We start from the raw sequence: 26,339 nt of genomic DNA on the forward strand, positions 1-26,339 counted from the left end.
CGCGCATGGGCCACTCGATATGGGCCCTTGTGGACCGCCGTCGAAGGTCGGCCCGGCATCGGAAAGACCGCGTTCATCACCGATTGGGCACACCGTCACCCCGACCGGTGGCCGGACGGATGGGTGTACGCCGATCTCGCCCACAACGATCCCGACACCGCCCTGCGGGGATGGCTCATCTCCCTGGGCCACGCCACCCTGCCCGAGCGAACCGAAGCCCTACACGCCTTGTGGCGCACCTTCACCGCCCACAAGCAGCTACTGGTGGTAATCGACAACGCACCCCGGGAGGCGCTTGGAGACATCCTCCCGCTGTTACCCACCGGGACCAGATGCGCAGGCGTTGTCATCGGGCACCACGGGTTAACCCGGCTCGTCGCCCACGGTGCCAGGCTCGTGCGTCTGGCACCACTGGCGCCCGAGACCGTGCGCGACCTCATCACTCACCTGGTCGATCATCCGGTATCCGGCCCAGTCCTGGGCGCCGCGGTCAACAACGCCTCGGGCTCTCCCCTCATTGCTGCGCTGAACGCCGTCCTGCTCACCCAGAACCCACGCTCCACCACCGATCAGTTCACATCCCGACCGGAGAAGGGGTCACTCGTGAACGACCACGTCACCCAGATCCTCAGCAATCTTCCAGAGACGACGGCTCACGCCGCCGCTCTTCTCGCCGTCCATCCCGGCTCCCACCTGAGCGTTGAGCTGGCGGTGTCCCTGCTGGAAACCACACCGTCCCTGGCCCGTTCCATTCTGGAGGAATTGGCCGAGGCGGAGCTGCTCACCGATCTCGGGCAGGGCCGCTACGCTCCCCACCACCTGGTGCACCCCGCTCTCCTCGATCGCAGCGCCCCCGTTGACCGCACCCATGTGGTCGAGCGGTTGTGTGCCCACTACCGGTTGCGCACCGCGGCCATGGACGTCGCCATCAACCCCTGGCGCTGGCGTGTCGACGAAGAAGCGATCGCGCAGGTGCGGGAGACCGAGCCGGTGTGGTTCGCCTCCGCTGACGATGCTCTGGCCTGGGGAGACCGCGAGCTCCCCAATCTGCTGGCCGTGGCACGCATGGTGGCCAACCTGGGTGGGCGCCCCTTCCTGTGGCAGGTCTGTGACCACCTGGGCACCTACATCGTCAAACGCAAACCCATGACCCCAGCGCGGGAGCTGTACCAGCTCGGTCTGGAACAGGCCCGAGCGGAGACGAATCTGCTGGCACTCGGGCTGATGTTCCAGAGGGTAGGGGCAGTAGCGCCCGACCGTGCCACAGCACGCGAACATGCCGAGCACTCGTTGAAGGCCTACCGCCAAGCCGGTCACCAGCAGGGAGTAGCCTCAGCACTGGAGACTTTGGGAGGAGCGTATCGAGCGAGCGGAGATCTGAAGGCAGCGGCCAAGGCGTTCATCGAGTCCGAGCGGATCCATACGAAGCTGGGACGTCAGCGGGGCGCAGCGCTCCAGCGGCGCAAACTCTCCGAAATCCGTGCCGACCAAGGCCGTCTGGAGGAAGCCCTGGCTGGGTTCGTCGACTCCCACCGTGTCCTCCTGGAGCTGGAGCGGCCCGACGTCTACCAGGCCACCCGCAGCGTCCAGGGAGCCATCGACGTTGCCAAGGAAATCGGCCAACCAGTGATCACGAGCCTGTTGGAGTTGCTCTGCAACCAAGGTCTGCACTCAGCACGAGTGGTCGGATCGATCCACCAGCAGGCCAACCTGTACACCGCCCTGGCCGACATCGCCCACGGTCGGGGAGACCGTTCCGGAGAGCATGCTGCGCTCACTGAGGCTCACCAGCTCCTGGAACCCACCGGCCACCCCGACACCGTGCTGATCGCTGAACGGCTTCTCGAAGCCGAGCGCCGATAACACCGAGCGCTTCGGCGCGATCGACGTGCTGGAGTACTCGCCTTACACAGGTCCGACCCCGGTCAACCCCACCGAGGTGAGCGTGGACAACCTGCACCCTGAGATCGACAACTAGGTCACCACCACCCAGGCCGTCTGTCCGCCATAGTGAAGGCCGACTCCGGCACTGTCTCGTGCCGGGTGTGATGGAGGCTCTGGCATGTACCGGCTTCGGTGGAGCCGTGTTTCCGGATTCTCAGGCCACGGTGCTCGGTTTCTTGTTCTCGCGCACCCATGCCGTGGCCCTCGGGCACCTCAGCAAGATCCAGGCGGCCCGAGGCGAAACCGAAGCCGCCTGCGCAACCCGGTCCGAGACCTTGGACGCGATGCAGGGTGTGAGTTCTGGCCAGGCGCTGAACACCTTGCGAACTATGAGAACCCGCCTGAACACCTTCCGCGGACGAACCGTTACGGCAGTACGCGAGGTGGACCTACACGCTTCCCAGATCCTGTGCGATGTACCCTGATCCGGCTCACCCCACCTCACAGGGATCCGAACTCGCGCAGATCTCCCTCGCCCCCATCGCCCCCGTGATCGGCGGCCGCGCCGAGGTCGCCGACGACTGCTGGGGCGGGGCCCAGTCGATCATCCGTCTCAACAGAGACCTACTCCTCGACACTTGAAGGGTTTGGAAGAGTTCAGCCCTGATGTTGCTTCAGTTCGGTAGACACCTGTGAGCTGGGGTTTTACGCGGCCTGAGACAGCGCCGCAAGCCTGTCTTGAGCAACTTCGGTGTGGCGACGTTCATACTCAGCCGGGCTGAGCTGACCATTGGCCGAATGCCGCCGCCAGGGGTTGTAGAACCCCTCGATATAGGAGAACACCTCCCGCTCCGCATCCGCCCTGGTGGCGAAACGGGTGCGGTCGATCAACTCGGTCTCCAACGACGCGAAGAAGCTCTCGGTGACGGCGTTGTCGTAACACGACCCCGTCCGCCCCGTCGAGGGAGCGATCCCTGCCTCTTCGCAGCGGCGACCAAAGGCCAGACTGGTGTATTGCGATCCCTTGTCCGAGTGATGGATCAGCCCCGGACCGGGACGGCGGGCGGTCACCGCCATGGCCAGCGCGTCGCAGACCAGATCGGCGCGCATGTGAGGGGCCATCGCCCAGCCCACGATGCGGCGCGAGAACAGGTCCATCACCACCGCCAGGTACACCCACCCCTGGTCGGTGGGCACGTAGGTGATGTCCGCGCTCCACTTGGTGTTGGGGGCATGGGCGGTGAAGTCACGACCGACCAGATCCGGTGGGGCTGTGGCCATCCGGTCCTGGGAGGTCAGGCTTTTGCGGCCGGTGCGGCGGTGGACCCCGACCAGGCCCTGGCGGCGCATCAGCCGGGTGATGCGGTTGCGTCCAGCGCGGATGCCGTCGAGCTCGGCCAGGTCGGCCTGGAGCCTGGGGGAGCCGTAGGTGCCGCGGGAGCGCTCGTGGTGGCCCTGGATGCGCTCGGACAGGTCAGCGTCGGAGCGTTCCTTGGCCGTGGGGCCGTCCTGGATTCGGTGGTGGTGTTTGTAGTAGCCCTGCCGCGATACGCCGAGCAGCCGGGACATCAGGGAGACGGAGTGGCGTGTCTTTTCTTCGTCGATCAGCCGGAACATCACCGACTGGTCTCCCGGACGAAGAAAGCCGTGGCCTTGCGCAGGATCTCGCGCTCTTCGCGCAGCTGGGCGTTCTCTCGGCGAAGGCGGGCCAGTTCGGCCTTGTCATCGCTGGTGGTGCCCTCTGCCTGGCCGGAGTCGATCTTGGCCTGATTGATCCAGGTGCGGATCGTCTGGGCCGAGGGTTCGAACTCAGCTGCCAGGTCCTCGGGGCTACGGCCGGAGCGGGCCAGCGCGATGATCTGATCGCGGTACTCCGGCGGGTACGCAGGGCGGGTCTTGGGCACTTCAATCTCCTCGTTCAATGACAAAGTATCCGAAAGCGGACACCTGTCCACCGAACCGAAGCAAGATCACCCCATCTCCAAGTGGTCTGGCACTTCAGCCAGGGGTCTGAGGACGACGTCCACCTGAGCGCCCGGCACCCGCGCAACAACCCCGCCTGGCCCAAGACGGGAACGGTCGTCCACCGCAACCACCGTCACCCGGCCCGGATCGCTGTCTCCTACCCCGGCCCGCTCCGTGTTGATGGCCGGGATCTACACGTTGAGGACCTGGATGTCGTCGACGGCACCCCCGTCCTGGATCTCGCCCCCTGATTCACAGAGTTCGGTCCCCGCGGTGAGGTCCAGCGGCTTTCATGGCCCCGGGAAGTACTCAAGGAGTTCTGGCAGCCCCGGCAAGGGGAGTGACAGGGCTCCTCTGGCCGTTCCCAGTAGGTCCACCATCTTCGGATCACGCAAGGTTGGGAACCGGTGATTGAGTGACGGCCTGCACTCAACACCTTGGATACGCTGTGACGATGCCTGGGACACCAGGCTTCGGGACGTCGGTCAGACTTCGTTGGCCTCTTCGGATCGCTCCATGTCCGGCTCAGACCCAACACAAGGCCTGATCGTTGTTTCGGACCTGTTCACGTTTTTCCCCGACATGAAGGAGCCGTAGGTGCGACCCCCGCTGGAACCACGCTTCCTTCAGTCCTGGCAGCGGATCCTGCTCTGGTCCTTGGGTGGCGTCGCGTTCGTCGCCGGGGCAACAGCAGTGTTCACCACCGAGAACGGCAGTGGAGCCGTGGCACTGCTGGTCTTCAGCGGATTGGCCCTCGCTGTGGCCGTGTTGGGTGACCGCATCGAGCGCTTCGAATTCGGCGGTGCCACACTCCGGCTCCGAGCCGCGGCAGCCGATCGGTACGCCCAAGCCGAACAAGCCGAGGAAGACGGAGACAGCCCGAGCGCCGCCCAACTGCGCGACGAGGCCCACGCCCTCCTCGACGCAGCAGGTCCGCTGCTCACGGACTACCGCTCGACACGAGCCACCATGCCTTCAGGTCCTGCCCGTGTTCGGGCCTTGGAGAGGATCATGTCACGGGGCCGACAACTGGCCAGGACCCAGGCCTTCGCTCCAGAAGAAGTTCGCAAGTGGCTGAGCAACGGCAACGACGAAGAGCGCATCACCGCCCTCGGGTTGATGCAGGCCGACACGTCCCTGCGCGATTTCAGCGCCGTCCTGACCGTACTCACCAAGCCACGTAGTGCCTTCGAGCACTACCATGCCATGGTTCTGGCCGAGCAGATGCTCGACGAGCTCGAACCCGAACAGCGCGCAGACCTCGCGAAAGCCCTGCGCGGCGAACAGGTCCAGAACTTGCGCCCAAACAGTGACCGCCGCGTTCTCAGCAACGCCATTCTCCGAGCCCTCGCCCCCAGCGTTTGACTCCCGTCTACAGCTCCGCAGACGAGTCCTACCGCCACCTCAACCCGCTCGCGTGGGGAAAATACCTGGCCGCCACGCTCCCGGAGCGGATCTGATGCGGCTCACCCCCACTCGCGCGGGGAAGACTGGGCCTGCCGGTACTGGGACGCGCGCTGATGCGGCTCACCCCCGCTCGCGCGGGGAAGACGCCTCTGGTGCGGGGGGTCGCCGGTTCGGCGCCGGCTCACCCCCGCTCGCGCGGGGAAGACCAGGTGCTGGACGATCCGGGCGCGGGTCTGCGCGGCTCACCCCCGCTCGCGCGGGGAAGACTGAGAAAGTGGAGCTGTCGGAAATCCTGGTGGCGGCTCACCCCCGCTCGCGCGGGGAAGACCACTTCACACGCCAGAACTGAGCGGGCTCTTCCGGCTCACCCCCGCTCGCGCGGGGAAGACCGCGCGTCTACGAGGCCGACGTCAACGAGGTCCGGCTCACCCCCGCTCGCGCGGGGAAGACTCGACCCCGGCCTCGACTGCGCGCTGCACCCACGGCTCACCCCCGCTCGAGCGGGGGTGAGCCGTCGCTGAGGGCCGGTTTGCTGGCTGCTCGGGGGTCTTCCCCGCGCGAGCGGGGGTGAGCCGGTGTCCGGTACGTGGTGGGACCTGCTCAAACAGTCTTCCCCGCGCGAGCGGGGGTGAGCCGGGAAAAGCGGCCCCTCTGGGGCTGCGGCTAGCGTCTTCCCCGCGCGAGCGGGGGTGAGCCGTCGCCACTCATGACGACCGACCAGCCCAAGAAGTCTTCCCCGCGCGAGCGGGGGTGAGCCGGAATCGATCTCGTTTCGGTAGCCGTCCATTTTGTCTTCCCCGCGCGAGCGGGGGTGAGCCGCGGACGGGGCGGGTGCTGTCGCTCATCGCTCCGTCTTCCCCGCGCGAGCGGGGGTGAGCCGGTGCCCACGGGCCTCTCCCGGGGCGCCGAGGTGTCTTCCCCGCGCGAGCGGGGGTGAGCCGTGGCGCAGGGTGAGAAGGTAGTTCCTGGCGGTGTCTTCCCCGCGCGAGCGGGGGTGAGCCGATGCTCATCGACTACCGGCTGATCTCGGACGCGTCTTCCCCGCGCGAGCGGGGGTGAGCCGGTGGCGTAGATGCCCACCCTGCGCACCCGTTTGTCTTCCCCGCGCGAGCGGGGGTGAGCCGTCCCCGCAGGCCCAACCGGTCGCCCGCCAGCAGTCTTCCCCGCGCGAGCGGGGGTGAGCCGTGAACGAGGATCGCGACCCGTCCGGGCGCACCGTCTTCCCCGCGCGAGCGGGGGTGAGCCGCCGTTGAGCACGTCGGGCTCGTCCGAGTGTCTGTCTTCCCTGCGCGAGCGGGGGTGAGCCAGCGAACTGAGGTGGCAGCCCGTGGATGGTGTGGTGTTTATCGATGACGTGTGAGTACTGCCCCGTAGAACCGTCCACAGTGTCGCCCCCGCTCATGTGCTTCCACAGCCTCACAAAGCCGCCACATTCCAGGATCGCTGCGGGTGACCGGCGGGCAGGCTTTGGTGCACCCACGGCCCCGTGAGGACGTTCACTCTGAGAGAGCCGCTTCGGTACGACGTTCGTGCACCTGACCACCGGTCTCCGTCATGTTTTTGACAGTCTGCTATGCGTCCCCTGGAAGTACCTGCGGTCGTAGAGGCCGCGTTCCTTCACCAGCCGACCCCAACGCTCCTTGCGACCGAAGCGTTCACCGATCTTCTTCCCGTCGGGCAGCTTTCCCTGGTCCCGCTCCCACTCCTCAGCCCACGCCCATGCTCGGGCCTGAAACGGTGTGAGCGGTCTGGGGGCCTTGTCCTGCCCCGACGGATCCACTAGGCGTAGGCCGCTTCCCAGAGAGGGATCCAGTCCATCACTCGAATCCTGCTCATCGTCTGCGTACGCAGTGCGTACGTTCTTGGCTGCGGTGCGAAACTCACGCATGAGCAGCTCGTAAGCACCGATCAGCGCGAAACTCGGCCATGCGTGGATGATCCTCGACCACATCGTGGGGTCAGCGACGGCCACGTTCGCGGCCAATGATGCGACCGAACCGATGATCAACAAGGCCCAAGGCAGCAGGCCGCCCTTGCGTCCGTGGCGGGCGTCGCTGAGCAGGGTCATGGAGGCGCCCACGATCATGCCGTCCACCGACAAGGGGAACAGGGCCGCTCTCCACGGGGGCTCACCGTGGCGCAGGGCGAGTTCGTACATGTGGGAGTAGGACACCACCGCGGCGATGCCCGCGAGCATCAGCACAGCGGCGATGGTCACTGCCCGTGACCAGCGGGAGGGCTCCATCACGATCACTTCTTTCCTGTGACCGAGAGACCTTCGCAGCAGCAGAACCACCGGGGTGGGTGGTGGGAGACGGCCGTCTCCCACCACCCACTGGGAGATTTTTGGGAGACGCGAACCTCCCCCAACGGCTCCCAACCGCCGCGAAGATCCCTCAACGGAACCCTCTGAACTGGGCGAATGCTTGTTTGCGCAGGTCGATGCGACGCTTGAGCTACCTCGACACGGTAGGGGTCACAGGTTCGAGTCCTGTATCGCCCACACAGTATGACCAGTTCAGGGCATGTTCCGGAGAGATCCGGCACATGCCCTTCGCTGTGTCCGACCGTCGCTTGACCGTGACAGCGGACGCCACCAGACGGCCCTGACCGTTCAAGTCCGGCACCAGACGACACCTGACGTCCAGGTGTCATCAGCTCCGAATGATCCTGCCCGGGTCACGCAGGATCACTTCCAGGACGCGAGAGCGCATCTCAGGACTCGGATGTAGGCAAGGTTCAGTACGCATGAGCGGACAGCCAAGTCCGTTGCCCGACAGCAGCCATCAGCTCTCTGATGGCCTTCGCTCCTCTCGGATCGTGAGCCCGCAAGTGGCAAGTTGCACAAGAAGGCACCAGCACCTGTTCAGCTCCAAGACCGCCGCGAGCCTCTCGTGTATCACCACCCCCAGCCCCGAACCAACCTCTGGCGACGGGAACCCTGAACAAGGGCGCAGCCCGATACAGATCTTTGAGCTGTCGCGCTCCTGCCATCACACACCCAGGAGAGGTCACCACCTCGCGCTGCCTCTGCACAGACATGACCAGTCTCGGCCATCTAGCCCCGGCTATTCAGCGGAATTGGGAGGACCGACCCCTGACAGCACGAAAGGTGCCCCTACCTGCAAAGATGTGACTGTCTAGGAAACATCACAGCAGAATCAGGAGCACCTTTCTGGTGCACGAGCCTACCTGGGACCACCGCCTGTCCGTGACCGCCAACAGCACCAACCTCGTCGGGCATGCCGGAGCCGTCCTGCTCCGCCAGCTCGCCGACCGCACCGGCCTCACCCGGGCCCTCGCCACAGCCTTGCCCACCAGCACCGCCAACGGCTGGCGGGACCGGGCCACCACCCTGGTCCACCTGGTCATCGCCATCGTGCTCGGCGCCCGCAACCTCTCCGAAGCCGAACGCCTGGGCCTGCACCACCGGCCCGTGTTCGGCCCACCCACTTCCGACTCCACCCTGCGCCGCGCCCTGAACGTCCTCGACGAGAGGGCCCTGGCGGCGATCGCCAAGGCCCGGCGGCAGATCCGCCGCCACGTGTGGACGCTGCTGCACCTGCGCCCCGGCGGGTTCCCCCAAGTGAAGGTCGCGGGCAAACCCCTGAAGGGATGGATCGTGCTGGACGCCGACGCCACGATCATCACCACCACCTCCAACAAGGAAGGGGCCGCACCCACCTTCAAGTCCAGTTTCGGGTTCCACCCCCTGGCCGCCTGGTGCGCCAACACCGGCGAGTGCCTGGCCATGCTGCTGCGCCCCGGCAACGCCGGAGCCAACACCGCGAGCGACCACATCAACGTGCTCACCTGGGCCCTGGATCAGGTCCCCGGCTCTTCCCGGGCCAAGATCCTCGTCCGTATCGACGGAGCCGGCGCCACCCACGACCTCCTCGAGTACCTGGAGAAGCTGAACACCAGCCGCAGGACGGTGCGCTTCACCGTCGGGTGGAAGATCACCACCGCGGACGAGGAGGCGATCGCGAAGATCCCCGAGAGCGCGTGGGAGAGCGCCGTGGACCAGAAAGGCGACCTCCAAGAGGGCTATGAGGTCGCCGAACTGACCGGGCTCAACACCCGCGAAGGCTGGCCCAAGGGGATGCGGCTCATCGTCCGCCGGGTACGCCCCTCCCGCCGCCACACCGCCAAGCTCACCGCCATGGAGAGGAAGACCGGTTGGCGCTACGCCATCTGCGCGACCAACATCAAGCGGATGCATCGGGTGCCGGGCTCCCACCAGGCCCAGTTTCTGGACGCGCTGCACCGAGACCACGCCGAGGTCGAGGATCGGGTGCGCACGAACAAGGCGATGGGGCTCGCGTTGTTGCCGTCATCGTCCTGGCAGGTCAACCAGGCGTGGGTGCTCGCGGCCAACCTGGCCGCGGATCTGGACGCCTGGCTGCGGTTGCTCACCCTGCACGATGCGGAGGACCTCGCGGATGCCGAGCCTGAGAGCATGCGGTTTCGGATCTACCACCTGCCCGCCCGTCTGGCCCGCCACGCCCGCCGCCGCTTCCTGCGTATCGAACGGTCCTGGCCCTGGGCGGAGGCGTTCACTACCTGCTGGCAGCGGTTGACCGCTCTGCCGACCCTCACCTGAGGATCGGGACCTGATCCGACGAGCAGCAGGAAGGAGGGAGCACGCAGTTCCGGGGTTCGTGGAGCCCGGCGCGCACCGCGGCGTCACGCGAGGGCTCGTTCCTGCCCGGACCAGGGACACCATGGGCGAAGTGCCGGATCAGAAGACGCGATCAGACCCCTGACGAATCCGGGCTAGAGGACAATGCAGCTTCCTTCATGCGAAAATATCGCGCCTCGACATCCTTGCATCAACCACCAAGTGGAGAATACCTGAACCGTGACTCGAAAATCAGTAATATTCTCCATTATAGCCCTCGCAATTCTTCCAGCCTTGGCGGCTCCTTTTTTCGGGATCGAAAGGACAGCGTGGCTCGCCTCGATAACCGTAAGCATTCAGTTGCTGGGTTCGCCTGACAGGGCGACACTGGACCAGGCACGATGTCCACCATGCCGTCGGGACTGGAGACCGCCTCGCGTGAGGACCTGCTCGCGCTGATCGGTGTGCTCCACGAACAAAACACCGCCCTGCGCCAGCACCTGGCCCAGCAGACCGAAGAGATCACCCGCCTCAAGGCCGAGAACGAACAGCTCCGAGCCGACAACGCGCGTCTGACCACCCGGGTCGCGCAGCTCGAACGCCGCCTGGGACGCAACTCCGGCAACTCCTCCCTGCCACCCTCCTCGGACCTGTTCGACAAGCCCGAACGCGCACCCGCCAAGAAGAGCGCCCGCAAACGCGGACGCCAACCAGGCGCTGAAGGCTTCGGACTGCCTATGGTCGAAAACCCCGACCAGGTCCACGACCATCTGCCCGCCACCTGCACCGGGTGCCACGCCGAGCTGGACCCGGCCTCCTCCATTGGCTACCAGCGCCGTCAGGTCCGCGACATCCCCCTGGTCACGGTGCAGGTGAGTGAGCACCGCGCCCACACCTGCGCGTGCCAGTGCGGAAGCATCACCCAAGCAGCGATGCCCCAGGAACTGGCCGCCTCCCCTTCCTCCTACGGCCCCCACCTGCGCACCCTGGCCGTCTACCTGCTCGTGTTCCAGCACATCCCGGTGGAGCGCACCGCACAGCTCATCAACGACCTGACCGGCGCGAAGGTCTCCACCGGATGGGTGTCGCATCTACTGGGCGAGGCCCATGCTCTGGTCAGCGACAGCCTCAACCTGATCCGGGCGTTGCTCACCCTGGCCCACGTGCTGCACGCCGATGAGACCACCACCCGCATCAAGGACCAACGGTGCTGGTTGCATGTGGCCTGCAACGAGCACCTGACCCTGCTGGGTCTAGCTCCGCGTTCACGAGCCGGGGCGAACACGTTGGGGGTACTGCCGGGCTTTACCGGCACCCTGGTGCACGACTCCTTGGCCTTGTACTCGGGTTACACGTGCGCCCACCAGCTGTGCGGGGCGCACCTGATCCGCGAGCTCACCGCTGCCGAACAGGACCACCCCGGCCAGCACTGGCACCGTCAGATCCGGTCCGCGCTGGCCACCTTGGCCCGCGAGGCGGGGCGTGTGCGCTGCGGCCAGGCCGAGCACATCCCCGCCGGGGTGCTCCTGGCCCAAGGGGAGTTGTTCCACCACGGCATCGCGGTCGGGCTGTCCTGCCATCCCCGGGCCCAAGGAAGGAAGCAATCACCGGCCCGCAACCTGCTCGAGCGTCTGCGGGAGCGGGCCGAGCAGGTGTTGGGCTTCTCCGACCGGCCCCACCTGGTGCCCTTCACCAACAACCTCGCCGAAAGAGCGCTCAGACCCCTCAAGACCCAGGTGAAGATCTCCGGTTGCCACCAGTCCCGTCAGGGGGCGGCGGCCTGGCTCGGGGTGCGTTCCTACATCGACTCGGCCCGCAAGCACGGGGTGAGCGCGTTCGAAGCGCTGCGCCGGGCGTTCACCGGACAGTTGTGGATGCCGCCCATCCCCGCCTCCGCCTGACCAGCTAAGGCCATCTACCCTCCGCAGTCCCCAACGCCTTCTGAATGCTTACCGATAACCGCAGTACCCCTAGCAGCCCTAATTGCACTTCACACATCAATGCAGACAAACAAGAAAACAGAAGACACGCAACAGCAAAGTAAAAATATCACCCCTCCAATGGAAACCGGAGACGCCCCCAACCAAGAACCAGCAAGAACAATCGGACCTACAACTCGGATCAAAGTTGAGCAGTATGCGAACCCCCTCATCACAACAACCTTGTTTGGAATTTTCAGCGGCTTCGCCTCCCTAATAGTGAACGCAACCCATGGAGGCTGGTACGCCGCAGCATGCGGAATGGCACTAATGTTCGGTGCAGGGGTTGCTTATGAGAAATGGACTTCAACCGCCCGAAAAGATCTACATCACGCTTTCGGAACTCATATTGCATCTAACGCATGTCTTTTCGGGCTGATCGTGGCGCCGAGCATCGCAGGCGGGGCTGGACAACTAGCGGAATCCCTCACCGGGACGGGTTCGGAAAATTTTGGAGTTCTCACCGGAGCCATCGCCTATGGAGCAATCCCCGCAGCAGTTGTTTTCCGCCTCGGGATGCTCACAGCCGGAGGATACGAAGCTCGAAATCGCAAGAATGACGACCAACGACAAAAGGAACGTGAAGAAGACTGGAAAAAGCTACGACCCCATATCGGGCCTGCACTCTCAATGGCCTTCATCGCCTTCACCGTCAGCTTGCTGATTTCTGCATTATTCAATCGCCCTGAATATGGAGCCACGATCGGCTTCATCATGGCACTGGTAATAATATCCGCAGACATCAGCACGAGAAGCGCCAGTCTTAGGCAATGACGACAATCCAGACTCCGAAATTGTTGATACTATCAACACATATGGGGTTTCTCATTCCGCTCGAACCAGCTTCATAAGATCAGCCGTTGAGACGCGGTACAGGTTCCCGATCCGCACCACGTGTACCGGAAACTCCCCCGCGCGAGCGAGCTCGTAGGCTTTGGTCCGACCGATCCCCAGTACCCGGGCAGCGGTCATCAGATCCACCGTGGGTGGCAGATCCTTCAGCCCTTCCACGGTGAGCTTCACACGATCACCTCCACCGATACGAGTTCGATCAACGCCACACGATCCAAGCCCCGGGATGGGCTCAAAGGCGACCAGACCGCCGTATTCGGGTCCTGAGCCCCGGAAAGATGTGCGGTCGCCACAGGAACCCGTCCTACGCCCTCCACACGCCGCAGCGCTCCCCGAGCGTTGGTCTCACGGCGAGGCGTGGGGAAGACGAACAGCACCCAGGGCACCGCGCGCACGGCGGCCCCGGTGAAGTCGGCGTAGCGTTCCATCTTCCTCGTGAGCTGGCGGTGGGTTTCGGTACCCGTATCCCACTCCAGGAAGAACTCCACCGAGCGATCGCCCTCGGCCCAGTGCCCGTATCCGTCCGGGTGCGGCAGTCCTATGCCCCACTCCCCGCAGTGCGCGTCCACCCGTTCAGCGGTGTCGGTGGCGTTCAGCCACTCCCCCAGCTCCGCACGGCCGCCAGTGCGCGCTGCCGCGATCAAGGCGGTGAAGAACCCGTTGGCTCCCACCCGGTGCTCCAGGTGGGTACTTCGAGCAACGGCGAGCTGACGGTCCTGACGTACCCGGGACCGCTCGACGTCGGTTCCGTCGTTCGCGGCCAGGACGTGCGCGCCGATCGTGTCAATGACGTAGTGCCAGGGAGCCGATCCGCGGTCGCGGCGGGGGCGGAACCGGGCGACCAGCCCCAGGCCGGTCAGGACGCGCAGGCGCTGCACCGCGCGGCTGTGGCTGGTGAAGGCCACCTGGGCGATCTGGGGTGTGGTGAGTACGCGGTGGGTGCGAAGAAGAGACAGGACGCGGTGGTCGCGGTCGGTCAGGTGACGGGCCAGGCGCAGCAGGTGAGCGGTATCCGGACGGCGGCCAGAATGCTCCATCAGAATCTGTACAACCCTTCGGGCTAGGAGGGTTTTCGGGGGCACCATCCGCCGGGCCCGAACCAGCCCTGTACTGGTGAGTGGCGTGAGCAGAGCCCAGCGGTTCAGAGAAGACCACGCATCCGCTGGCCGATCCGCTGAGGGATCAGCCGAACTTCCTCCTGATTCCTCTCCTTACCTATCAAGAGGAACAAGAGACCCGAATTCGCTCATTGACTGAAGGGCTCGTCAGATATCGATGGTTAAGCCGCAGGTGAGGAGTGTGCACGGCAGAGGACGGCCCACCACCCGGGAGGAGAGCAGTGGGCCAACATGATCTGGGGATGGTGTCAGTTCGAGAAGTCGTGTCCTTCGCAAGCCACGAGTGCGGCCCACTCAGCAGCCGGGAAGGCCAGTGTGGCCGCTTGCCGGTTCTGGGTGTCCCGAACCAAGGTGTTGCTTCCTTCGCTGACCTCGACGCAGTGGGCGGCGTCGTTGCTGTAGCTGGACTTGTGCCACATCACAGCAGCCTTCCTAGCAGTGCGGACGTTTCGCCCAACGGGGAGCACAGTCCGATCAGGTTCCTCACAGCAGACACTACCGCCGCAGTGTCCTCGGGTTTTTCCATGAGGAGGTTGCCCCGAGCGTAGTCGGAGGCCGCTACGACGGTGCTGTCGGCCAGCCGGTAGACCTGGATGGAGGATGCGACCAGCAGGATCGGGGTTTCATCGGGGATGAGGTGGACCGCCAGCCGCTCACGCTCTATGCGTCGCAGGATCGTCTTGACCTGATCGGTACGCACGTGGTCGGGCAGACAGGCCAGTGCCGAGATCGGGAACACGGCCGTGATGAACGGATCGTTCTTACGGGTCAGCACCTCATAGCGCGAGACGCGGAGTTGAGCGAAGCGCTCCACCTGGTCATTGGAGGCACTGGGGTGACCAGCGCGGAAGACCATCCGTGCGTAGGACAGGGACTGGAGTAGTCCCGGTACGAGGTTGGACACCGTCACCGTGTCGATCTCGACAGCCTTCTCTTCCAGAGCACCCTTGGAACGCATCCACGGCGGAACCTGCATGCCGGTAGCCACCGGTTCCCAGACGCGCACCAGACGGTTCCCCGCATTGAGTTCTCTATCGAGCTGTTCGACCTTCGCGCGTTTGGGGATGACGACGCCGTTTTCCCAGCGAGACACCGAGGCAGTCGAAGAACCGACTCGGTCAGCCAACTCACCTTGGCTCAAACCAGACAATTCGCGGAGCTTGGACAGCAGAGATGTGAACTCGTTCTCAGGCACTGAGGTTTTCTCAGCGAAATGATCTCTGCGGAGCAGGGTGATTTTCGGATCCCCGCCGGGCCGGACGAGTGGCACCTGGATGCGAGCAGACGTAAAGCCCCTGGTAGGACAGGTCTCACCACAAGATCATGTCCGTAACCACCAGAGGCTTCACGTTGGTCACCTATTCTGCCACCCTCGACGTCCCACGCCACATCGTCGAGTTCCTCGCCCGACACCTGGCCGCCCACCGCCGAAGCATCGCCACTCCGAAGGGCTCACGGGCACTCGGGCCGTTCCGCCAAGCGGTGCTGGTGCTGCGCTGGTTCCGTGAGCGCGGCTGTGTGCACTGCCTGGCCCGTGACGCCGGAATCTCCCAGGCCACCAGCTACCGCTACCTACACGAAGGCATCGACGTCCTCGCCGACCAGGCCCCCGACCTGCACGAAGTCTTGGCCAACTGCCACAACGAAGGGATAGCGCGCGTAGTCTTGGACGGCACGCTGATCGCCTCCGACCGCCTCGCGGGCGTCCGCGAGAACGGCAACGACCTGTGGTTCAGCCAAAAACACAAGGCCTTCGGCGGCAACATCCAGTTCCTATCCGCACCGGACGGCACCCCGCTGTGGGTCTCCGCAGTCGAGCCCGGATCCACCCCCGACATCACCGCCGCCCGCCTCCACGCCCTGCCCGCCCTGTACAAGGCAGCGGCCGAGGGCCTGCCCACCCTGGCTGACAAGGGCTACCAAGGCGCCGGTATCGGCGTGCACACCCCCATCAAGCGCCCTACGGGCCAGGGCGAAGGGGCTCTGCACGTGGACACACGGATGTATAACGCGCTGTTGCGGCACGTGCGTGCGCTCGGTGAGCGCACCGCCGCCGAACTCAAGGAGCGCTGGCGGACGCTGAAGTACGTCACGCTTAGCCCGAGCCGGATCGGAGACATCGCCCGTGCGGCTCTTGTCCTCAACAGGCAGTGGAAATGATCTTCGCTGAGAAAACCTCACGTGCGCCACGAGGCGCTGTTCAAACACATATCCGAGTGGAGGTGAAAGCAACTCCGCCGCCTTCTCGTCGTAGCGAGAAGGTGAAGCAAGGGGCAGTCTGAAGCGGAGATCGCCGCCAAGGACGGGAAGCAGCCCTGACAATGCCTGGATGGCCCAGTACTACCGGATGGGTCATGCCGCGGTTAGCGAGATGGGACGGTATACGAAAGGAACCGGTGCCATAAAACCCCCTAATTTTTCGCCAGCTCTAACCCGGTGGATCCGGGCTGGAAAGCAGTGCGCATCCACCAACGGAGAGGACCATAGTTCTCTCTCGTGGTGGAAAACTCCCGAGCCGGTATGTGAGATCTGGCAGGGAGGCCCTGGTGAAGGTCTACGGCGTAACCAGGGCGATACTGCGGGGGTAAAGCCGGGTACCTCGCCCGTCGATCGGAGAACAGCGAACGTGGGAACCACCGGTCCTCACTCCCTTCCCTTCTCGATGCCATCGAGAAAGGAAAGGATAGGTGCGATGCTCACCGAAGAAGGCCAGTGGGGCGGAGACGCCGTAGTAGTCCGAGACCGGGAAAGCCGGTCACATGGCGAAGGGCGGCAGCGATTCCAAGGAGAACACAGGTGAATGCAAGATCCGAAGACGCACCGGTGAACACCGGAGCTTCGATCGTATGGCCGGATTCCGATACCGCCTACTTTCGGGTACGGAAGATGCAGACCAAACTCCATCAATGGGCGAAGGAGGATTCTTCACGCAGGTTCGATGACGTATTCAACCTGGTCTATGATCCGGCGTTCCTGGTCGATGCGTTCGAACGCACCGCCCGGAACAAAGGTGCCAGGACAGCAGGAGTCGACGGGGTCACCGTGCACATGGTCCGATCCCGTATCGGAAGGGATGCGTTCCTCCAACAGGTGCGCGACCTGCTCAAAAGCGGGGAATTCCGACCCAGTGAAGTACGTCGGGTGGCGATCCCCAAAGCGGGCGGGAAGCTGCGCAAGCTGGGGATCCCCACCGTGATCGACAGAGTGGTTCAGGCATCACTGAAAGCGGTGCTGGAACCGGTCTTCGAGGCGGACTTCCTTCCCTGCTCCTATGGTTTTCGGCCCAACCGGCGCGCTCAGGACGCGATCGCCGAGATCCACAGCCTCGCCTCACCGGTGAAGAACCACCACTGGGTTCTGGAAGCCGACATCAAAGCGTGCTTCGACGAGATCGATCACACCTCTTTGATGGATAGGGTGAGAGGACGGGTCAAGGACAAGCGGACCAACGCGCTGGTGAAATCGTTCTTGAAATCCGGCGTGATGACACAGTCCGGGAATCGAGAGGAGACCATCACCGGGACGCCGCAAGGCGGAATCCTGTCACCGTTGCTGGCCAACATCGCGTTGTCAGCACTGGACGAATACATCGCAGCGCAATGGGAAACCAGTGCATACCGTAGACGTGTTCGTCGCCAGAAGGGAATCGGTAACTGGAAACTGGTTCGTTACGCTGATGACTTCGTCATCATGGTGCAAGGGAGCCGTGACCGGGCCGAGGTCTTGAAAGAAGAGGTGAGCCAGGTACTGACCCCGTTAGGGCTGCGCTTGGCCGAGGAGAAAACCGGGGTTGTCCATATCGACCAGGGGTTCGATTTCCTCGGGTTTCATATTCGCCGCAGGGTGAAGAGAGGGACCCGACGTCGGTACGTCTACACCATCCCGTCTAAGAAATCCGTTCAGGCGATCAAGGACGGGGTGCGGCGGGCAACGAACAGACCCACCCGGAACACGGCCACCGAACGCAAGATCGCGGAGGTGGACACGATGGTTCGGGGGTGGGCGAACTACTTCCGTCATGGTGTGTCCAAGAAGATGTTCTCCACTGTGGATTCCTTTTCCTGGTGGAGGTTGTCTTCTTGGATCCGCCGCAAGCACTCCAATATTGGTCTGCGTGAGTTGAGGCGGCGGTTCACCGATCGTGGGTGGCGGCTCGCCTATCAGGGATCTGTTTTCCGTGGCGCATCCAACGTCACGGTGTCCCGGTATCGGTTCAGGGGGTATTCGATTCCCACCCCGTGGACCACACGACCTGCAACCTGTTGAGGAACCGTGGAGAGCCCGTTGCGTTGAAAGGCGCACGGCGGGTTCGGAGGGCGGGCCGTGGAAACCTGTCGTGAGTGATCACGGTAAGGCGCCACGGTCCGACCCTACTGTCCGAGATTATCCACTGATTTGCACGGGAGACCATAGCTTTCCAGTCAGTTATTGGTTGCTGTGAAAACGCTCTGCTCAGAGACACCGTGAACCCATGGATGTGATCGAACAGCTACAGCAACTCCAAAACGAGCTGACCGCACGGGGCCTGCGCTCGGTGATCAGCGACAAGGCCCACTGGTTCACGATGGACCCCATCCCCACCCTGACCTGCTGCACCTACCTGGGCCGCGCACAAGTCACCGTCACCAGCGACGGCCTCTATCAGTGGCTGGACGGCAAGGGGAACTACCGAACCCACCCCCGGGTGTACGTGGGACTGGTCATCAACGACCTCATCCGCACCCGCGCGGGCACAAGCACCCCGCCTGAACTCCCCGAATGGAACTCGCCACCGCCGGGCCACCGCCCACCGCTGCCACGACGCAGCGACGCAAAGCCACACCGAGGGAGGCCGTGGTGAAGGACTACCCCACCCATCCCGATCTGTACATGGACCCCGTGGACGCCGCCGAGATCCTCGGCATAGCAACCTCCACCCTGCGTACCTGGGCGCGCACCGGACGCCTGGAGGGCGTCGTGGACTGGTTCCCCAGCCCCACCAACGGATGGCGCTACTACCGGGCAGGCGACGTCTACGACCTCGCGGAAGAGCGCGGCAAGACCACGTGACACCGCCCCGAGTCCTCGGAGAGAACGAAGCGGCCCACCACATCGCGTGGTGGGCCGCTTCTGCGTACACGAACACCCCGCTCAGCCACCCCGGGAACGGTTACGGATCGAGGCCAGCGCCGACAGCGCGGTCTCATCCGCCTCGGGAAGAGTGTGCAGGTAGCGGGCCGTGGTCGCGATGTCGGAGTGTCCCAACCGTTCCTTGACCACCTGCAAGTCAGCACCACCGGCCAACAACCACGAGGCGTGTGCGTGCCGAAGATCGTGGAAACGCACCCGCACGCCCAGGTCTGCGCGGGACAGAGCGGGACGCCATACCTGGCGACGGAACCAGTCCGCCGGGATGTGCCCGTCGGTCTCGCGTGAGCGCGGCGCACGCGGCTCATCCTTGCCTTGGGACCGACGTTCGGCACGGTAGTGGGCATAGGCGCCCTTGCAGTGCTCGCACCTGCACTTGCCCATTGAGTATCCGCTCAGACTGCCGTGCTTGTACTGGCGTCCCTGCTCGTTCGGGTCTGTCAGACCCAACGTGTCAGGGTCGGGCACCACTCGCAGCCGCCTCTTGGGCACGGGCTGGTCGGCTGCGGGGAACAGCAGGTCATCCGGTCCGGGTGCGTACGCATCCGTATGCGCGGCGAGCTTGCGCACCAGTGGCGTACTCAGCTTGAACCGGCGGTACTCGCGGTCCTTGGGATAGTCCTTCACGTGGAACCGGCCCCCGGTGGGGTGGAACTTGGGGTTGACCTCCACCACCGCACGACTGACCGTCACGATCCCCGAACGGGTGTGCAGGTCCTTGACCCGCAGTTCGGAGAGTTCGCCCCAGCGGGTTCCGCTCTCGATCGCGGTTTCCACCAGCAGGCGTGTGCGCTCGTCGGGCAGTTCCCAGTACAGGGCGTCGAACTGTTCCGGGGTGATGATGGTGCGCGGTTTGCGCGACACCGGCGGTGTTTTCACGCCTTTGCAGGGATGGAGGAATGTCACTTGATCGTTCAGAGCCGTGGTGAACACCGCGCTCAGGATCGACTTGTTGGCGTTGATCGTGCCCGCCGACACGCCGTCGTTCTGCAGACGGGTGATCCAGGCGCGCACGTGCTCGGGGAGGATGTCCACCATGCGCATCGTCCCGAACTCGGGAAGGATGTGCTTGTTCAGCGAGTAGGTGTACCGCTGGCGGGTGCTGGCCTCCATCTGGTGGTTGGGGAGCCAGGTCCCTTCCACGTAGCGGGCGAAGGTCATCCGGCCCCGCGCGGGGTCTCCGATCCTGCCCTCAGCCAGTTTCGTCTCGGCGCGCTGCCACGCCCGGTCTGCTTCCTTGACGTTCGGGAACGTTCCCGCCGAACGCTCCCGTCCCTTCACGTCCTTGTAGTAGGCGGTGTAGCGCACCCGACCGTTGCGCCCCACGCGTTTGCGGGAGAAACCCACGTCCATTCACCTCGGGGGTTGACCGTGATTCGACCGTGGACCGTGCGTCACCAGACGATATTCGGCGACATTGCACGGCACCCTGATTCCCTAATCTACCTGCGATTTTACGCTTATCACAGGCATCGGTCCAGGTTGAATTGAACGCGAAATGCGTTTCGACACGGTAGGGGTCACAGGTTCGAGTCCTGTATCGCCCACAGGTAAGACGTAAGGCCAGGTCTTCGGATCTGGCCTTACGTGTGTCCCCGGTCCCCGTGGTGGGAGGTATCCGGGAGGTCATCCCCGAAGCGGGTTCCTTCGGGAGCCCGCTCTCGCTGTCGCCGCGGTAGTGCTCCTGGAGGATCGGCGCGCTACCGAACAACCGGTCCCGTTCCCCCGGGTGAGAGCGTCCGCACTCCGCGTCCACCAGGCCCCGGCCACCGTGAGTACGCTCTTGTCCATCTCGTCGGCGACCGTCCGGCAGACGCGCTTCATCCCCGGGATGGCGTACCCCGGCCTCGCGGACCCGACCGCTTCGGAGATCCCCTGCTCGGCCGGCCCGGCCCGGTGCGAGCGCCGCCCCGCGTCAGTGAACGTGACCCCGGAACCAGAGCGGGGCGCGGCGACCGCACCCCGCAGTTGTGGTCGCCGCCCCAAGCGGGCCGCCAGAACCGCCCCCTGAGGTTCCCGCGCCGCACCGGCCCGCCTCGCGGACCGGTGAGAAGGTACGGGTGTTCGCTTCCCTCGATCAGAACGGTGTACGTTACAACACCAGTAGGCGGCACTCAGCCAACGGCCAGTTCGGCCCGCTCGGGTACGAGCAGAGAACGGCTGGCCCGGAGCTCGCCGCCTCATCACCGATGTCCGCTCTCGTGGGGAGCGCCCCTACCAGCTCGCGCGCGGCGAACTGGCGCTGATCGTCGAACTCATCGGCTCGGGTCGGTCGTGCGTCTCGTCGCGGAGGACTTCCTGTCAGGCGCCGGCGCCGGGTGGGGGGCAACCGACCGGCTCTCACCCGGCGCCGCGCGCCGAATCGGTGAGGTGCCGCCAGGTCCGTACGAGCTGGCTGAACTCCTTGACCTGCACGAGCACGTGGTCGCGGGCGGCGTTCTCCGCGGCCTCGGCGTCCCCGGCGACGACGGCGTCGGCGATCGCCCGGTGCTCGGCCAGGGAGCGTCGCATGCGGTCCGGCACCCGGAGCTGGAGCCGCCGGTACGGCTGGAGGGCCCGCTTGAGCGCGTGGGCCTGCTGTCGCAGGTATTCGTTGCCGCACGCCTCGTAGACGACGCTGTGGAAATCGGCGTTGGCGTAGTAGTACCCGTCGGCGTCGCCCGCCGTGGCATGCCGCTCACATGCGCGCAGGGTTTGCTCGAGCCGGTCCATCGACTCCCGGTCGATGCGGCGTGCGCAGAGCCGTGCCGCCATCCCCTCGAGCTCGGCCATGACCTCGAAGCGCTCGGCCAGTTCGGAGACGCCGAGCTCGATGACGTACGTGCCCTGCTTGGGGCGGATCTGCACCAGCCCGGAGCGCTCCAGTGCCTGGAGCGCCTCCCGGATCGGCGTGCGCGAGCAGCCGAACTCGCGCTCGAGCTGCGCCGGGTCCAGGCGCTCGCCCGGCCGGTACCGTCCCTCGACGACAGCGTTCTCCAGCGCGTCCCGTACGCGTTGGGATTCCGGAACCCGAGCCATCGACACCTCCGCGCCCAGATTAGCCGACCGGCTGCGGGGGTTGCGCTCCACTGTTCCATACCCTACGTTCCCTGTTATATATATCACATCAAGTGATGTATGTTACTTAAGGAGCGGAGATGCGGCCCGACGGAGCGCGCGAGACCGGTCCGGTCCGACCGGCAAGAGAGGGGCATGCCAGTGGCCCCCAGGCGGCCGACACGTCGGAGCCGCCCTCCCTGGACCGCCTGATCACCGCCTGCGAGGTCCTCATGGGCGACGTGGGCGAGGCCTCCGTCCGCGCGGTCGCGGCGCGGGCCCTGGCCGCCTACGGCGAGCTCGACGACTCCGGCAGGACTGCCTTCTTCACCCACGTCATCAAGGAGCACGGCGTCGACCCCGACCGGGTCCGCGCCGCCTTCCACCGCTGGGACGAGGCCAGGAACAGCGGGTCGGGAGGCGAGGAGGAGCTGATCGGGCTCTTCGACGCGGTCGAGCCGGCGCGCCAGCGACTGCTCCGCCGGATGAACCACGCGCCCGACGCCACGCTCGCCCTGGTCGGGATGCGCGCGGACCTGCGTCGGCTGATGCGCCGCCACCCGGAGCTACGGCCCCTGGACCACGACCTCCACCACCTGCTCGCCTCCTGGTTCAACCGCGGTTTCCTCCGCCTGGCGGAGGTCACCCCGGATTCGCCCCGGCGGCTGCACGACCACCTGCTGCGCTACGAGAGGGTCCACCCGATGGCGGACCGCGCCGAACTCCGCCGCCGCCTGGAGCCCGCGGACCGCCGCATCCACGCCTTCTTCCACCCGGCCACCGGCGACGTGCCGCTGATCTTCGTGGAGGTCGCCCTGGTGCGCGGAACCCCGGGCGAGATCACCCCCCTGCTGGAGCCCGGCCCCGCCCTGGACCCCCGGGAGGCCGACACGGCGGCGCTCTACTCGATCAACAACGCGCTGGACGGCCTGACCGGGATCTCCTTCGGCAGCCTCCTCATCAAGCAGGTCATCGAGCAGGTGCGCGAACGGCTTCCGCACCTGGCGCACTTCGTCACGCTCTCACCGATCCCGGGATTCCGGCGCTGGCTCGACGAGCGGGCCGGGAGCGAGGCCGACCTACGGGAGCTCGTCCGGGACCTGGATGCCGCGGACGGACCGGCCGACCTCGACCCCGCGGACACCGCGCGGATCCGCTCGCGGCTCCTGCCCGCCCTGGCCCGGTACATCGCGGCCGAGAAACGCGACGACGGGCGCCCCCTCGACCCGGTCGCCCGCTTCCACCTGGGCAACGGGGCCGCCGTGTGGAGGCTCAACTGGCCGGCGAACACCTCGCCGCAGGCCTGGCGGCAGTCCTACGGCGCGATGGTCAACTACCGCTACGAGCCGGAGAAGCTCGAACACCGCCACGAGGACTTCGTCCGCCGCCGCACCGTGGTGCTCGACGGTCCCCTGCGGGACGCGCTGCCGGACACACCGGGCTCCGACACGTGAGACACCTCCACCGCACCGAGAGAGAAAGAGGAACACCACCGATGGCGCCATTCACGGCCATTCACCGATCCTTCGCCGAGCAGGCGCGGTGGCGACCGGACCGGACACTGTTCGAGCTACCCGGCGGCGGGAGCATCACCTACGGGGAGACCGAGGAGGTCGTCCGGCGGATCGCCGCCCGCCTCCTCGCCGACGGCGTCACCCCCGGCGACCGGGTCGCGATGCAGGTGGAGAAGTCCCCCGAGGCCGTCGCGCTGTACCTGGCGACCCTGCGCGTCGGCGGGGTCTTCCTTCCGCTCAACACCGCCTACACCGACGCGGAGATGGCGTACTTCCTCGGCGACGCCCGGCCCCGGGTGCTCGTCTGCTCACCCGGCCGCCGGGCCGAGCACGCCGGTCGCGAAGCCGGGGGGCTCGTCGTCCAGACCCTGGGCACCTCCGGCGACGGCACCCTCCTGGAGGGAGACGGCCGCCACGACGGGGACCACGACGCCTCGGCCGGGGACCCGGCGGCCATCCTGTACACCTCCGGCACCACCGGGCGGTCCAAGGGGGCCGTGCTCACCCACGGCAACCTCGCCTCCAACTGCGAGGCGCTGCTCCAGGCCTGGCGGTACACCTCCGAGGACCGGCTGATCCACGCCCTGCCGATCTTCCACGTCCACGGGCTCTTCGTCGCGGTCAACATGACGCTGGCGGCGGGCGCCTCCATGCACTACCTGTCCGGGTTCGACGCCGACGCGGTCATCGACCTGCTGCCCCGCGCCACCGTGCTCATGGGCGTCCCCACCTTCTACACCCGCCTGCTGAGGAGCGACCGGCTGACCCCGGAGTCCTGCGCCCCGATGCGGCTGTTCGTCTCCGGCTCGGCCCCGCTGCTCGCGAGCGACGCCGAGGCCTTCCGGGCCCGCACCGGCCACGCCATCCTCGAGCGCTACGGGATGACCGAGACCGGGATGAACACCACCAACCCCTATGAGGGGCCGCGCAAGCCCGGCACGGTCGGACGGCCGCTCCCCGGCGTCCAGATCCGGGTGTCGGACCGGGAGACGGGGCGGGAGCTCCCCGACGGAGAGGTCGGCATCATCGAGGTCCGCGGCCCCAATGTCTTCTCCGGCTACTGGCGGATGCCGGAGAAGACCGCCGCCGAGTTCCGCGCGGACGGCTTCTTCGTCACCGGCGACCTGGGCCGCGTCGACGAGGACGGCCACCTGTGCATCGTCGGCCGGGACAAGGACCTCGTGATCTCCGGCGGCTACAACATCTACCCCAAGGAGGTCGAGGAGCTCCTCGACGCGCACCCGGGGGTGCTGGAGTCCGCCGTGGTCGGCGTCCCCCACCCCGACCTGGGGGAGGCCGTGGCGGCCGTCGTCGTCCCCCGGCCGGGGCAGGAGCTCCAGGCCGGGGAGCTGCTGGAGTCCATCGCCGGAGACCTCGCCCGGTTCAAGCGGCCGCGCGCGGTGCGCGTCGTCGCGGCACTGCCCCGCAACGTCATGGGGAAGGTGCAAAAGGCCGAACTGCGCGAGCGCTACGCGGACCTGTTCACCGGCGCGGACACCTGACCGCCGGTCGCTCCGGCGCCCCCAACGGCCGGCTCCGGTACTCCGTCGGCCCTCCCCGGCGTCCCGCCGGTCACCCCCGGCGCCCCGCCGACCCCCCGAAGCAAGGAGAAATCGATGGTCCTCTACGGAGTGGCAGCCCTGGCGGTGTGCCTGCTCACGGGTGCGCTCGTGGGCGAACTCCTCGGTGCCGCTGTCGGCGTCGACGCCAATGTCGGCGGCGTCGGCTTCGCCATGATCATGCTGGTGCTCGTCTCCGACCGGCTGCGCAGGAAAGGGAAACTCCCCGAGGCCACCGAGCAGGGCGTGCTCTTCTGGAGCGCGATGTACATCCCGGTCGTCATCGCCATGGCCTCCACCCAGAACGTGGTCAAGGCGATCGCGGGCGGTCCGATGGCGATCACCGCGGGTCTGGGAGCGCTCGCCGCGGGGGCCGCCCTGGTGCCCGTCCTGTCGCGGATCGGCGAGCCGGCGGAACCGCTGCCGCCGCTGGTCGAGGAAGGGCGGGAGGTCTGAGATGGACCGGATCATCGGCGTCTTCGAGAGCAATGACCTGCTCGTCGCCTTCGTGGTGGTCGGCGGGCTGATGGCGGTCTCCGGGTGGCTGTCCAAGAAGCTCACCCGCGGCTGGCTGCACGGCTCGGCCATCGCCATCATCCTCGGCCTGGCGCTGGCGTACTGGGGCGGATGGGTCTCCGGCGGCGAGCACGGCCTGGCCGACATCGCGGTCTTCTCCGGTCTGGGCCTCATGGGGGGCGCGATGCTGAGGGACTTCGCGATCGTCTCCACCGCCTACGGCGTGGACCTGCGGGAGATCAAGCGCGCCGGACTGGTCGGCGTGCTGTCGATCGTGCTGGGCGTACTGGTCTCGTTCGCCGTCGGGGCGGCGATCGCCGCCGCCTTCGGCTACACGGACGCCGCGTCGATGGCGACCATCGGCGCCGGCGCGGCCACCTACATCGTCGGGCCGGTGACCGGGACCGCGGTGGGCGCGAGCTCGGAGGTGATCGCGCTGTCCGTGGCCGCCGGGCTCGTCAAGTCCGTGGTGGTGATGGTGGGGACTCCGCTGATCGCCCCGCTGATCGGGCTGAACAACCCCAAGTCCGCGATGGCCTACGGCGGCCTGATGGGCACCACCTCCGGTGTGGCGGGCGGGCTGGCGGCCACCGACAAGCGCCTGGTGCCCTACGGCGCCATGACCGCCACCTTCTACACGGGCGTGGGCTGCCTGCTCGGACCGTCGCTGCTGTACGTGGTGCTCAGGGCCCTCGTCGGCGGGTGAGGCGGGGGGCGGGTGCGCGGACCAGGGGGCCGGTCAGCCGCGCATCCGCTCCAGC

Annotated in this window: 23 protein-coding genes, 1 tRNA gene and 1 CRISPR repeat array; of the genes, 16 read left to right on the top strand and 8 right to left on the bottom strand. The window is 66.1% G+C overall.

The window, feature by feature from the left end:
- Positions 1-123 precede the first annotated feature (123 nt).
- Positions 124-1,863 (top strand): tetratricopeptide repeat protein, encoded by a 1,740-nt coding sequence (locus HNR07_RS15140; RefSeq protein ID WP_184365555.1) that lies wholly within the window; start codon positions 124-126, stop codon positions 1,861-1,863.
- Positions 1,864-2,358: 495 nt separating this feature from the next.
- The gene (locus HNR07_RS15145) at positions 2,359-2,526 is read left to right on the top strand and encodes a hypothetical protein (protein ID WP_184365556.1); all 168 of its coding nucleotides are present in this window, start codon (positions 2,359-2,361) and stop codon (positions 2,524-2,526) included.
- Positions 2,527-2,589: 63 nt separating this feature from the next.
- Here the strand turns inward: HNR07_RS15145 and HNR07_RS15150 are convergent.
- Positions 2,590-3,788 (bottom strand): IS3 family transposase gene (locus HNR07_RS15150; protein WP_184371482.1). Its coding sequence is split into 2 segments (ribosomal slippage): positions 2,590-3,545 and positions 3,545-3,788, totalling 1,200 coding nucleotides; the frame shifts between segments, so codons are not numbered across the junction.
- 81 nt (positions 3,789-3,869) lie between these two features.
- Here HNR07_RS15150 and HNR07_RS34395 point away from each other — a divergent pair.
- Positions 3,870-4,100 (top strand): TrmO family methyltransferase domain-containing protein, encoded by a 231-nt coding sequence (locus HNR07_RS34395; RefSeq protein ID WP_312893810.1) that lies wholly within the window; start codon positions 3,870-3,872, stop codon positions 4,098-4,100.
- A gap of 346 nt (positions 4,101-4,446) precedes the next feature.
- Positions 4,447-5,214: a hypothetical protein gene (locus tag HNR07_RS15160; protein WP_184365557.1), complete on the top strand. Its 768-nt coding sequence runs from the start codon at positions 4,447-4,449 to the stop codon at positions 5,212-5,214.
- A gap of 97 nt (positions 5,215-5,311) precedes the next feature.
- A CRISPR array of direct repeats spans positions 5,312-5,767; the repeat unit is 29 nt; unit sequence CGGCTCACCCCCGCTCGCGCGGGGAAGAC.
- 1,041 nt (positions 5,768-6,808) lie between these two features.
- Here the strand turns inward: HNR07_RS15160 and HNR07_RS15165 are convergent.
- Positions 6,809-7,501: a DUF2637 domain-containing protein gene (locus tag HNR07_RS15165; protein WP_184372054.1), complete on the bottom strand. Its 693-nt coding sequence runs from the start codon at positions 7,499-7,501 to the stop codon at positions 6,809-6,811.
- A 171-nt stretch (positions 7,502-7,672) separates the two neighbouring features.
- On the opposite strand from HNR07_RS15165, the gene HNR07_RS15170 reads away from it, so the two are divergent.
- The 4 genes from HNR07_RS15170 to HNR07_RS15185 all read left to right on the top strand — a co-directional run bounded on the left by HNR07_RS15170 (position 7,673) and on the right by HNR07_RS15185 (position 12,630).
- Positions 7,673-7,759 (top strand) — tRNA-OTHER (locus HNR07_RS15170).
- 675 nt (positions 7,760-8,434) lie between these two features.
- Positions 8,435-9,859, top strand: coding sequence for an IS1380 family transposase (locus HNR07_RS15175; RefSeq protein WP_312893591.1), 1,425 nt, complete (start codon positions 8,435-8,437; stop codon positions 9,857-9,859).
- 419 nt (positions 9,860-10,278) lie between these two features.
- Positions 10,279-11,778, top strand: a complete 1,500-nt coding sequence (tnpC, locus tag HNR07_RS15180) for an IS66 family transposase (protein ID WP_221318653.1) — start codon at positions 10,279-10,281, stop codon at positions 11,776-11,778.
- Positions 11,779-11,877: 99 nt separating this feature from the next.
- A complete protein-coding gene (locus tag HNR07_RS15185; protein ID WP_184365558.1) occupies positions 11,878-12,630 on the top strand; it encodes a hypothetical protein in 753 nt (250 codons plus the stop codon).
- A gap of 51 nt (positions 12,631-12,681) precedes the next feature.
- Here the strand turns inward: HNR07_RS15185 and HNR07_RS15190 are convergent, their stop codons facing one another.
- From HNR07_RS15190 to HNR07_RS15205, 4 genes are all read right to left on the bottom strand, one after another.
- Positions 12,682-12,879: a helix-turn-helix domain-containing protein gene (locus tag HNR07_RS15190; protein ID WP_184365559.1), complete on the bottom strand. Its 198-nt coding sequence runs from the start codon at positions 12,877-12,879 to the stop codon at positions 12,682-12,684.
- Positions 12,876-13,745: a replication-relaxation family protein gene (locus HNR07_RS15195; RefSeq protein WP_184365560.1), complete on the bottom strand. Its 870-nt coding sequence runs from the start codon at positions 13,743-13,745 to the stop codon at positions 12,876-12,878. The genes HNR07_RS15190 and HNR07_RS15195 overlap by 4 nt, the downstream gene beginning before the upstream one ends.
- 329 nt (positions 13,746-14,074) lie before the next feature.
- On the bottom strand, positions 14,075-14,248 hold the full coding sequence (locus HNR07_RS15200; protein WP_184365561.1) for a DUF397 domain-containing protein: 174 nt from the start codon (positions 14,246-14,248) through the stop codon (positions 14,075-14,077).
- Entirely contained in the window at positions 14,245-15,021 is a 777-nt protein-coding gene (locus tag HNR07_RS15205) for a Scr1 family TA system antitoxin-like transcriptional regulator (RefSeq protein ID WP_184365562.1), read from the bottom strand. Before HNR07_RS15205 ends, HNR07_RS15200 begins: the two co-directional genes overlap by 4 nt.
- A gap of 155 nt (positions 15,022-15,176) precedes the next feature.
- Here HNR07_RS15205 and HNR07_RS15210 point away from each other — a divergent pair, with 155 nt between their 5' ends.
- From HNR07_RS15210 to HNR07_RS15225, 4 genes are all read left to right on the top strand, one after another.
- Positions 15,177-15,986, top strand: a complete 810-nt coding sequence (locus HNR07_RS15210; protein WP_184372057.1) for a transposase family protein — start codon at positions 15,177-15,179, stop codon at positions 15,984-15,986.
- 636 nt (positions 15,987-16,622) lie between these two features.
- Positions 16,623-18,092, top strand: coding sequence for a group II intron reverse transcriptase/maturase (gene ltrA, locus HNR07_RS15215; protein ID WP_221318691.1), 1,470 nt, complete (start codon positions 16,623-16,625; stop codon positions 18,090-18,092).
- A 205-nt stretch (positions 18,093-18,297) separates the two neighbouring features.
- A complete protein-coding gene (locus HNR07_RS15220; RefSeq protein ID WP_184365563.1) occupies positions 18,298-18,666 on the top strand; it encodes a hypothetical protein in 369 nt (122 codons plus the stop codon).
- The gene (locus tag HNR07_RS15225) at positions 18,663-18,875 is read left to right on the top strand and encodes a MerR family transcriptional regulator (RefSeq protein WP_184365564.1); all 213 of its coding nucleotides are present in this window, start codon (positions 18,663-18,665) and stop codon (positions 18,873-18,875) included. The genes HNR07_RS15220 and HNR07_RS15225 overlap by 4 nt, the downstream gene beginning before the upstream one ends.
- Before the next feature lie 81 nt (positions 18,876-18,956).
- Here the strand turns inward: HNR07_RS15225 and HNR07_RS15230 are convergent, their stop codons facing one another.
- Together HNR07_RS15230 and HNR07_RS15235 are read right to left on the bottom strand one after the other, a co-directional pair.
- Positions 18,957-20,306 (bottom strand): tyrosine-type recombinase/integrase, encoded by a 1,350-nt coding sequence (locus tag HNR07_RS15230; protein WP_184365565.1) that lies wholly within the window; start codon positions 20,304-20,306, stop codon positions 18,957-18,959.
- Positions 20,307-21,293: 987 nt separating this feature from the next.
- On the bottom strand, positions 21,294-21,971 hold the full coding sequence (locus tag HNR07_RS15235; protein ID WP_184365566.1) for a GntR family transcriptional regulator: 678 nt from the start codon (positions 21,969-21,971) through the stop codon (positions 21,294-21,296).
- A 119-nt stretch (positions 21,972-22,090) separates the two neighbouring features.
- Here HNR07_RS15235 and HNR07_RS15240 point away from each other — a divergent pair, with 119 nt between their 5' ends.
- From HNR07_RS15240 to madM, 4 genes are all read left to right on the top strand, one after another.
- A complete protein-coding gene (locus HNR07_RS15240) occupies positions 22,091-23,443 on the top strand; it encodes a malonyl-CoA decarboxylase domain-containing protein (RefSeq protein WP_184365567.1) in 1,353 nt (450 codons plus the stop codon).
- 41 nt (positions 23,444-23,484) lie between these two features.
- Positions 23,485-25,005: a malonate--CoA ligase gene (locus HNR07_RS15245; RefSeq protein WP_184365568.1), complete on the top strand. Its 1,521-nt coding sequence runs from the start codon at positions 23,485-23,487 to the stop codon at positions 25,003-25,005.
- Between the two features lie 114 nt (positions 25,006-25,119).
- Positions 25,120-25,518 (top strand): malonate transporter subunit MadL, encoded by a 399-nt coding sequence (madL, locus tag HNR07_RS15250; protein ID WP_184365569.1) that lies wholly within the window; start codon positions 25,120-25,122, stop codon positions 25,516-25,518.
- Between the two features lies 1 nt (position 25,519).
- A complete protein-coding gene (gene madM / locus HNR07_RS15255) occupies positions 25,520-26,284 on the top strand; it encodes a malonate transporter subunit MadM (protein WP_184365570.1) in 765 nt (254 codons plus the stop codon).
- The last annotated feature ends 55 nt before the right edge of the window (positions 26,285-26,339 follow it).

The sequence above is a fragment of the Nocardiopsis metallicus genome, from assembly GCF_014201115.1.
GTDB classification, from domain to species: Bacteria; Actinomycetota; Actinomycetes; order Streptosporangiales; family Streptosporangiaceae; genus Nocardiopsis; species Nocardiopsis metallicus.

What these genes read in the sequence shown, in the direction of transcription:
- HNR07_RS15165 (WP_184372054.1), bottom strand. Translation starts at nt 7,501, where the DNA reads ATGGAGCCCTCCCGCTGGTCACGGGCAGTGACCATCGCCGCTGTGCTG.
- HNR07_RS15220 (WP_184365563.1), top strand. Translation starts at nt 18,298, where the DNA reads ATGGATGTGATCGAACAGCTACAGCAACTCCAAAACGAGCTGACCGCA.
- HNR07_RS15185 (WP_184365558.1), top strand. Translation starts at nt 11,878, where the DNA reads ATGCAGACAAACAAGAAAACAGAAGACACGCAACAGCAAAGTAAAAAT.
- tnpC (WP_221318653.1), top strand. Translation starts at nt 10,279, where the DNA reads ATGTCCACCATGCCGTCGGGACTGGAGACCGCCTCGCGTGAGGACCTG.
- HNR07_RS15195 (WP_184365560.1), bottom strand. Translation starts at nt 13,745, where the DNA reads ATGGAGCATTCTGGCCGCCGTCCGGATACCGCTCACCTGCTGCGCCTG.
- HNR07_RS15235 (WP_184365566.1), bottom strand. Translation starts at nt 21,971, where the DNA reads ATGGCTCGGGTTCCGGAATCCCAACGCGTACGGGACGCGCTGGAGAAC.
- HNR07_RS15145 (WP_184365556.1), top strand. Translation starts at nt 2,359, where the DNA reads ATGTACCCTGATCCGGCTCACCCCACCTCACAGGGATCCGAACTCGCG.
- HNR07_RS15240 (WP_184365567.1), top strand. Translation starts at nt 22,091, where the DNA reads ATGCGGCCCGACGGAGCGCGCGAGACCGGTCCGGTCCGACCGGCAAGA.
- HNR07_RS15245 (WP_184365568.1), top strand. Translation starts at nt 23,485, where the DNA reads ATGGCGCCATTCACGGCCATTCACCGATCCTTCGCCGAGCAGGCGCGG.
- HNR07_RS15230 (WP_184365565.1), bottom strand. Translation starts at nt 20,306, where the DNA reads ATGGACGTGGGTTTCTCCCGCAAACGCGTGGGGCGCAACGGTCGGGTG.
- madM (WP_184365570.1), top strand. Translation starts at nt 25,520, where the DNA reads ATGGACCGGATCATCGGCGTCTTCGAGAGCAATGACCTGCTCGTCGCC.
- madL (WP_184365569.1), top strand. Translation starts at nt 25,120, where the DNA reads ATGGTCCTCTACGGAGTGGCAGCCCTGGCGGTGTGCCTGCTCACGGGT.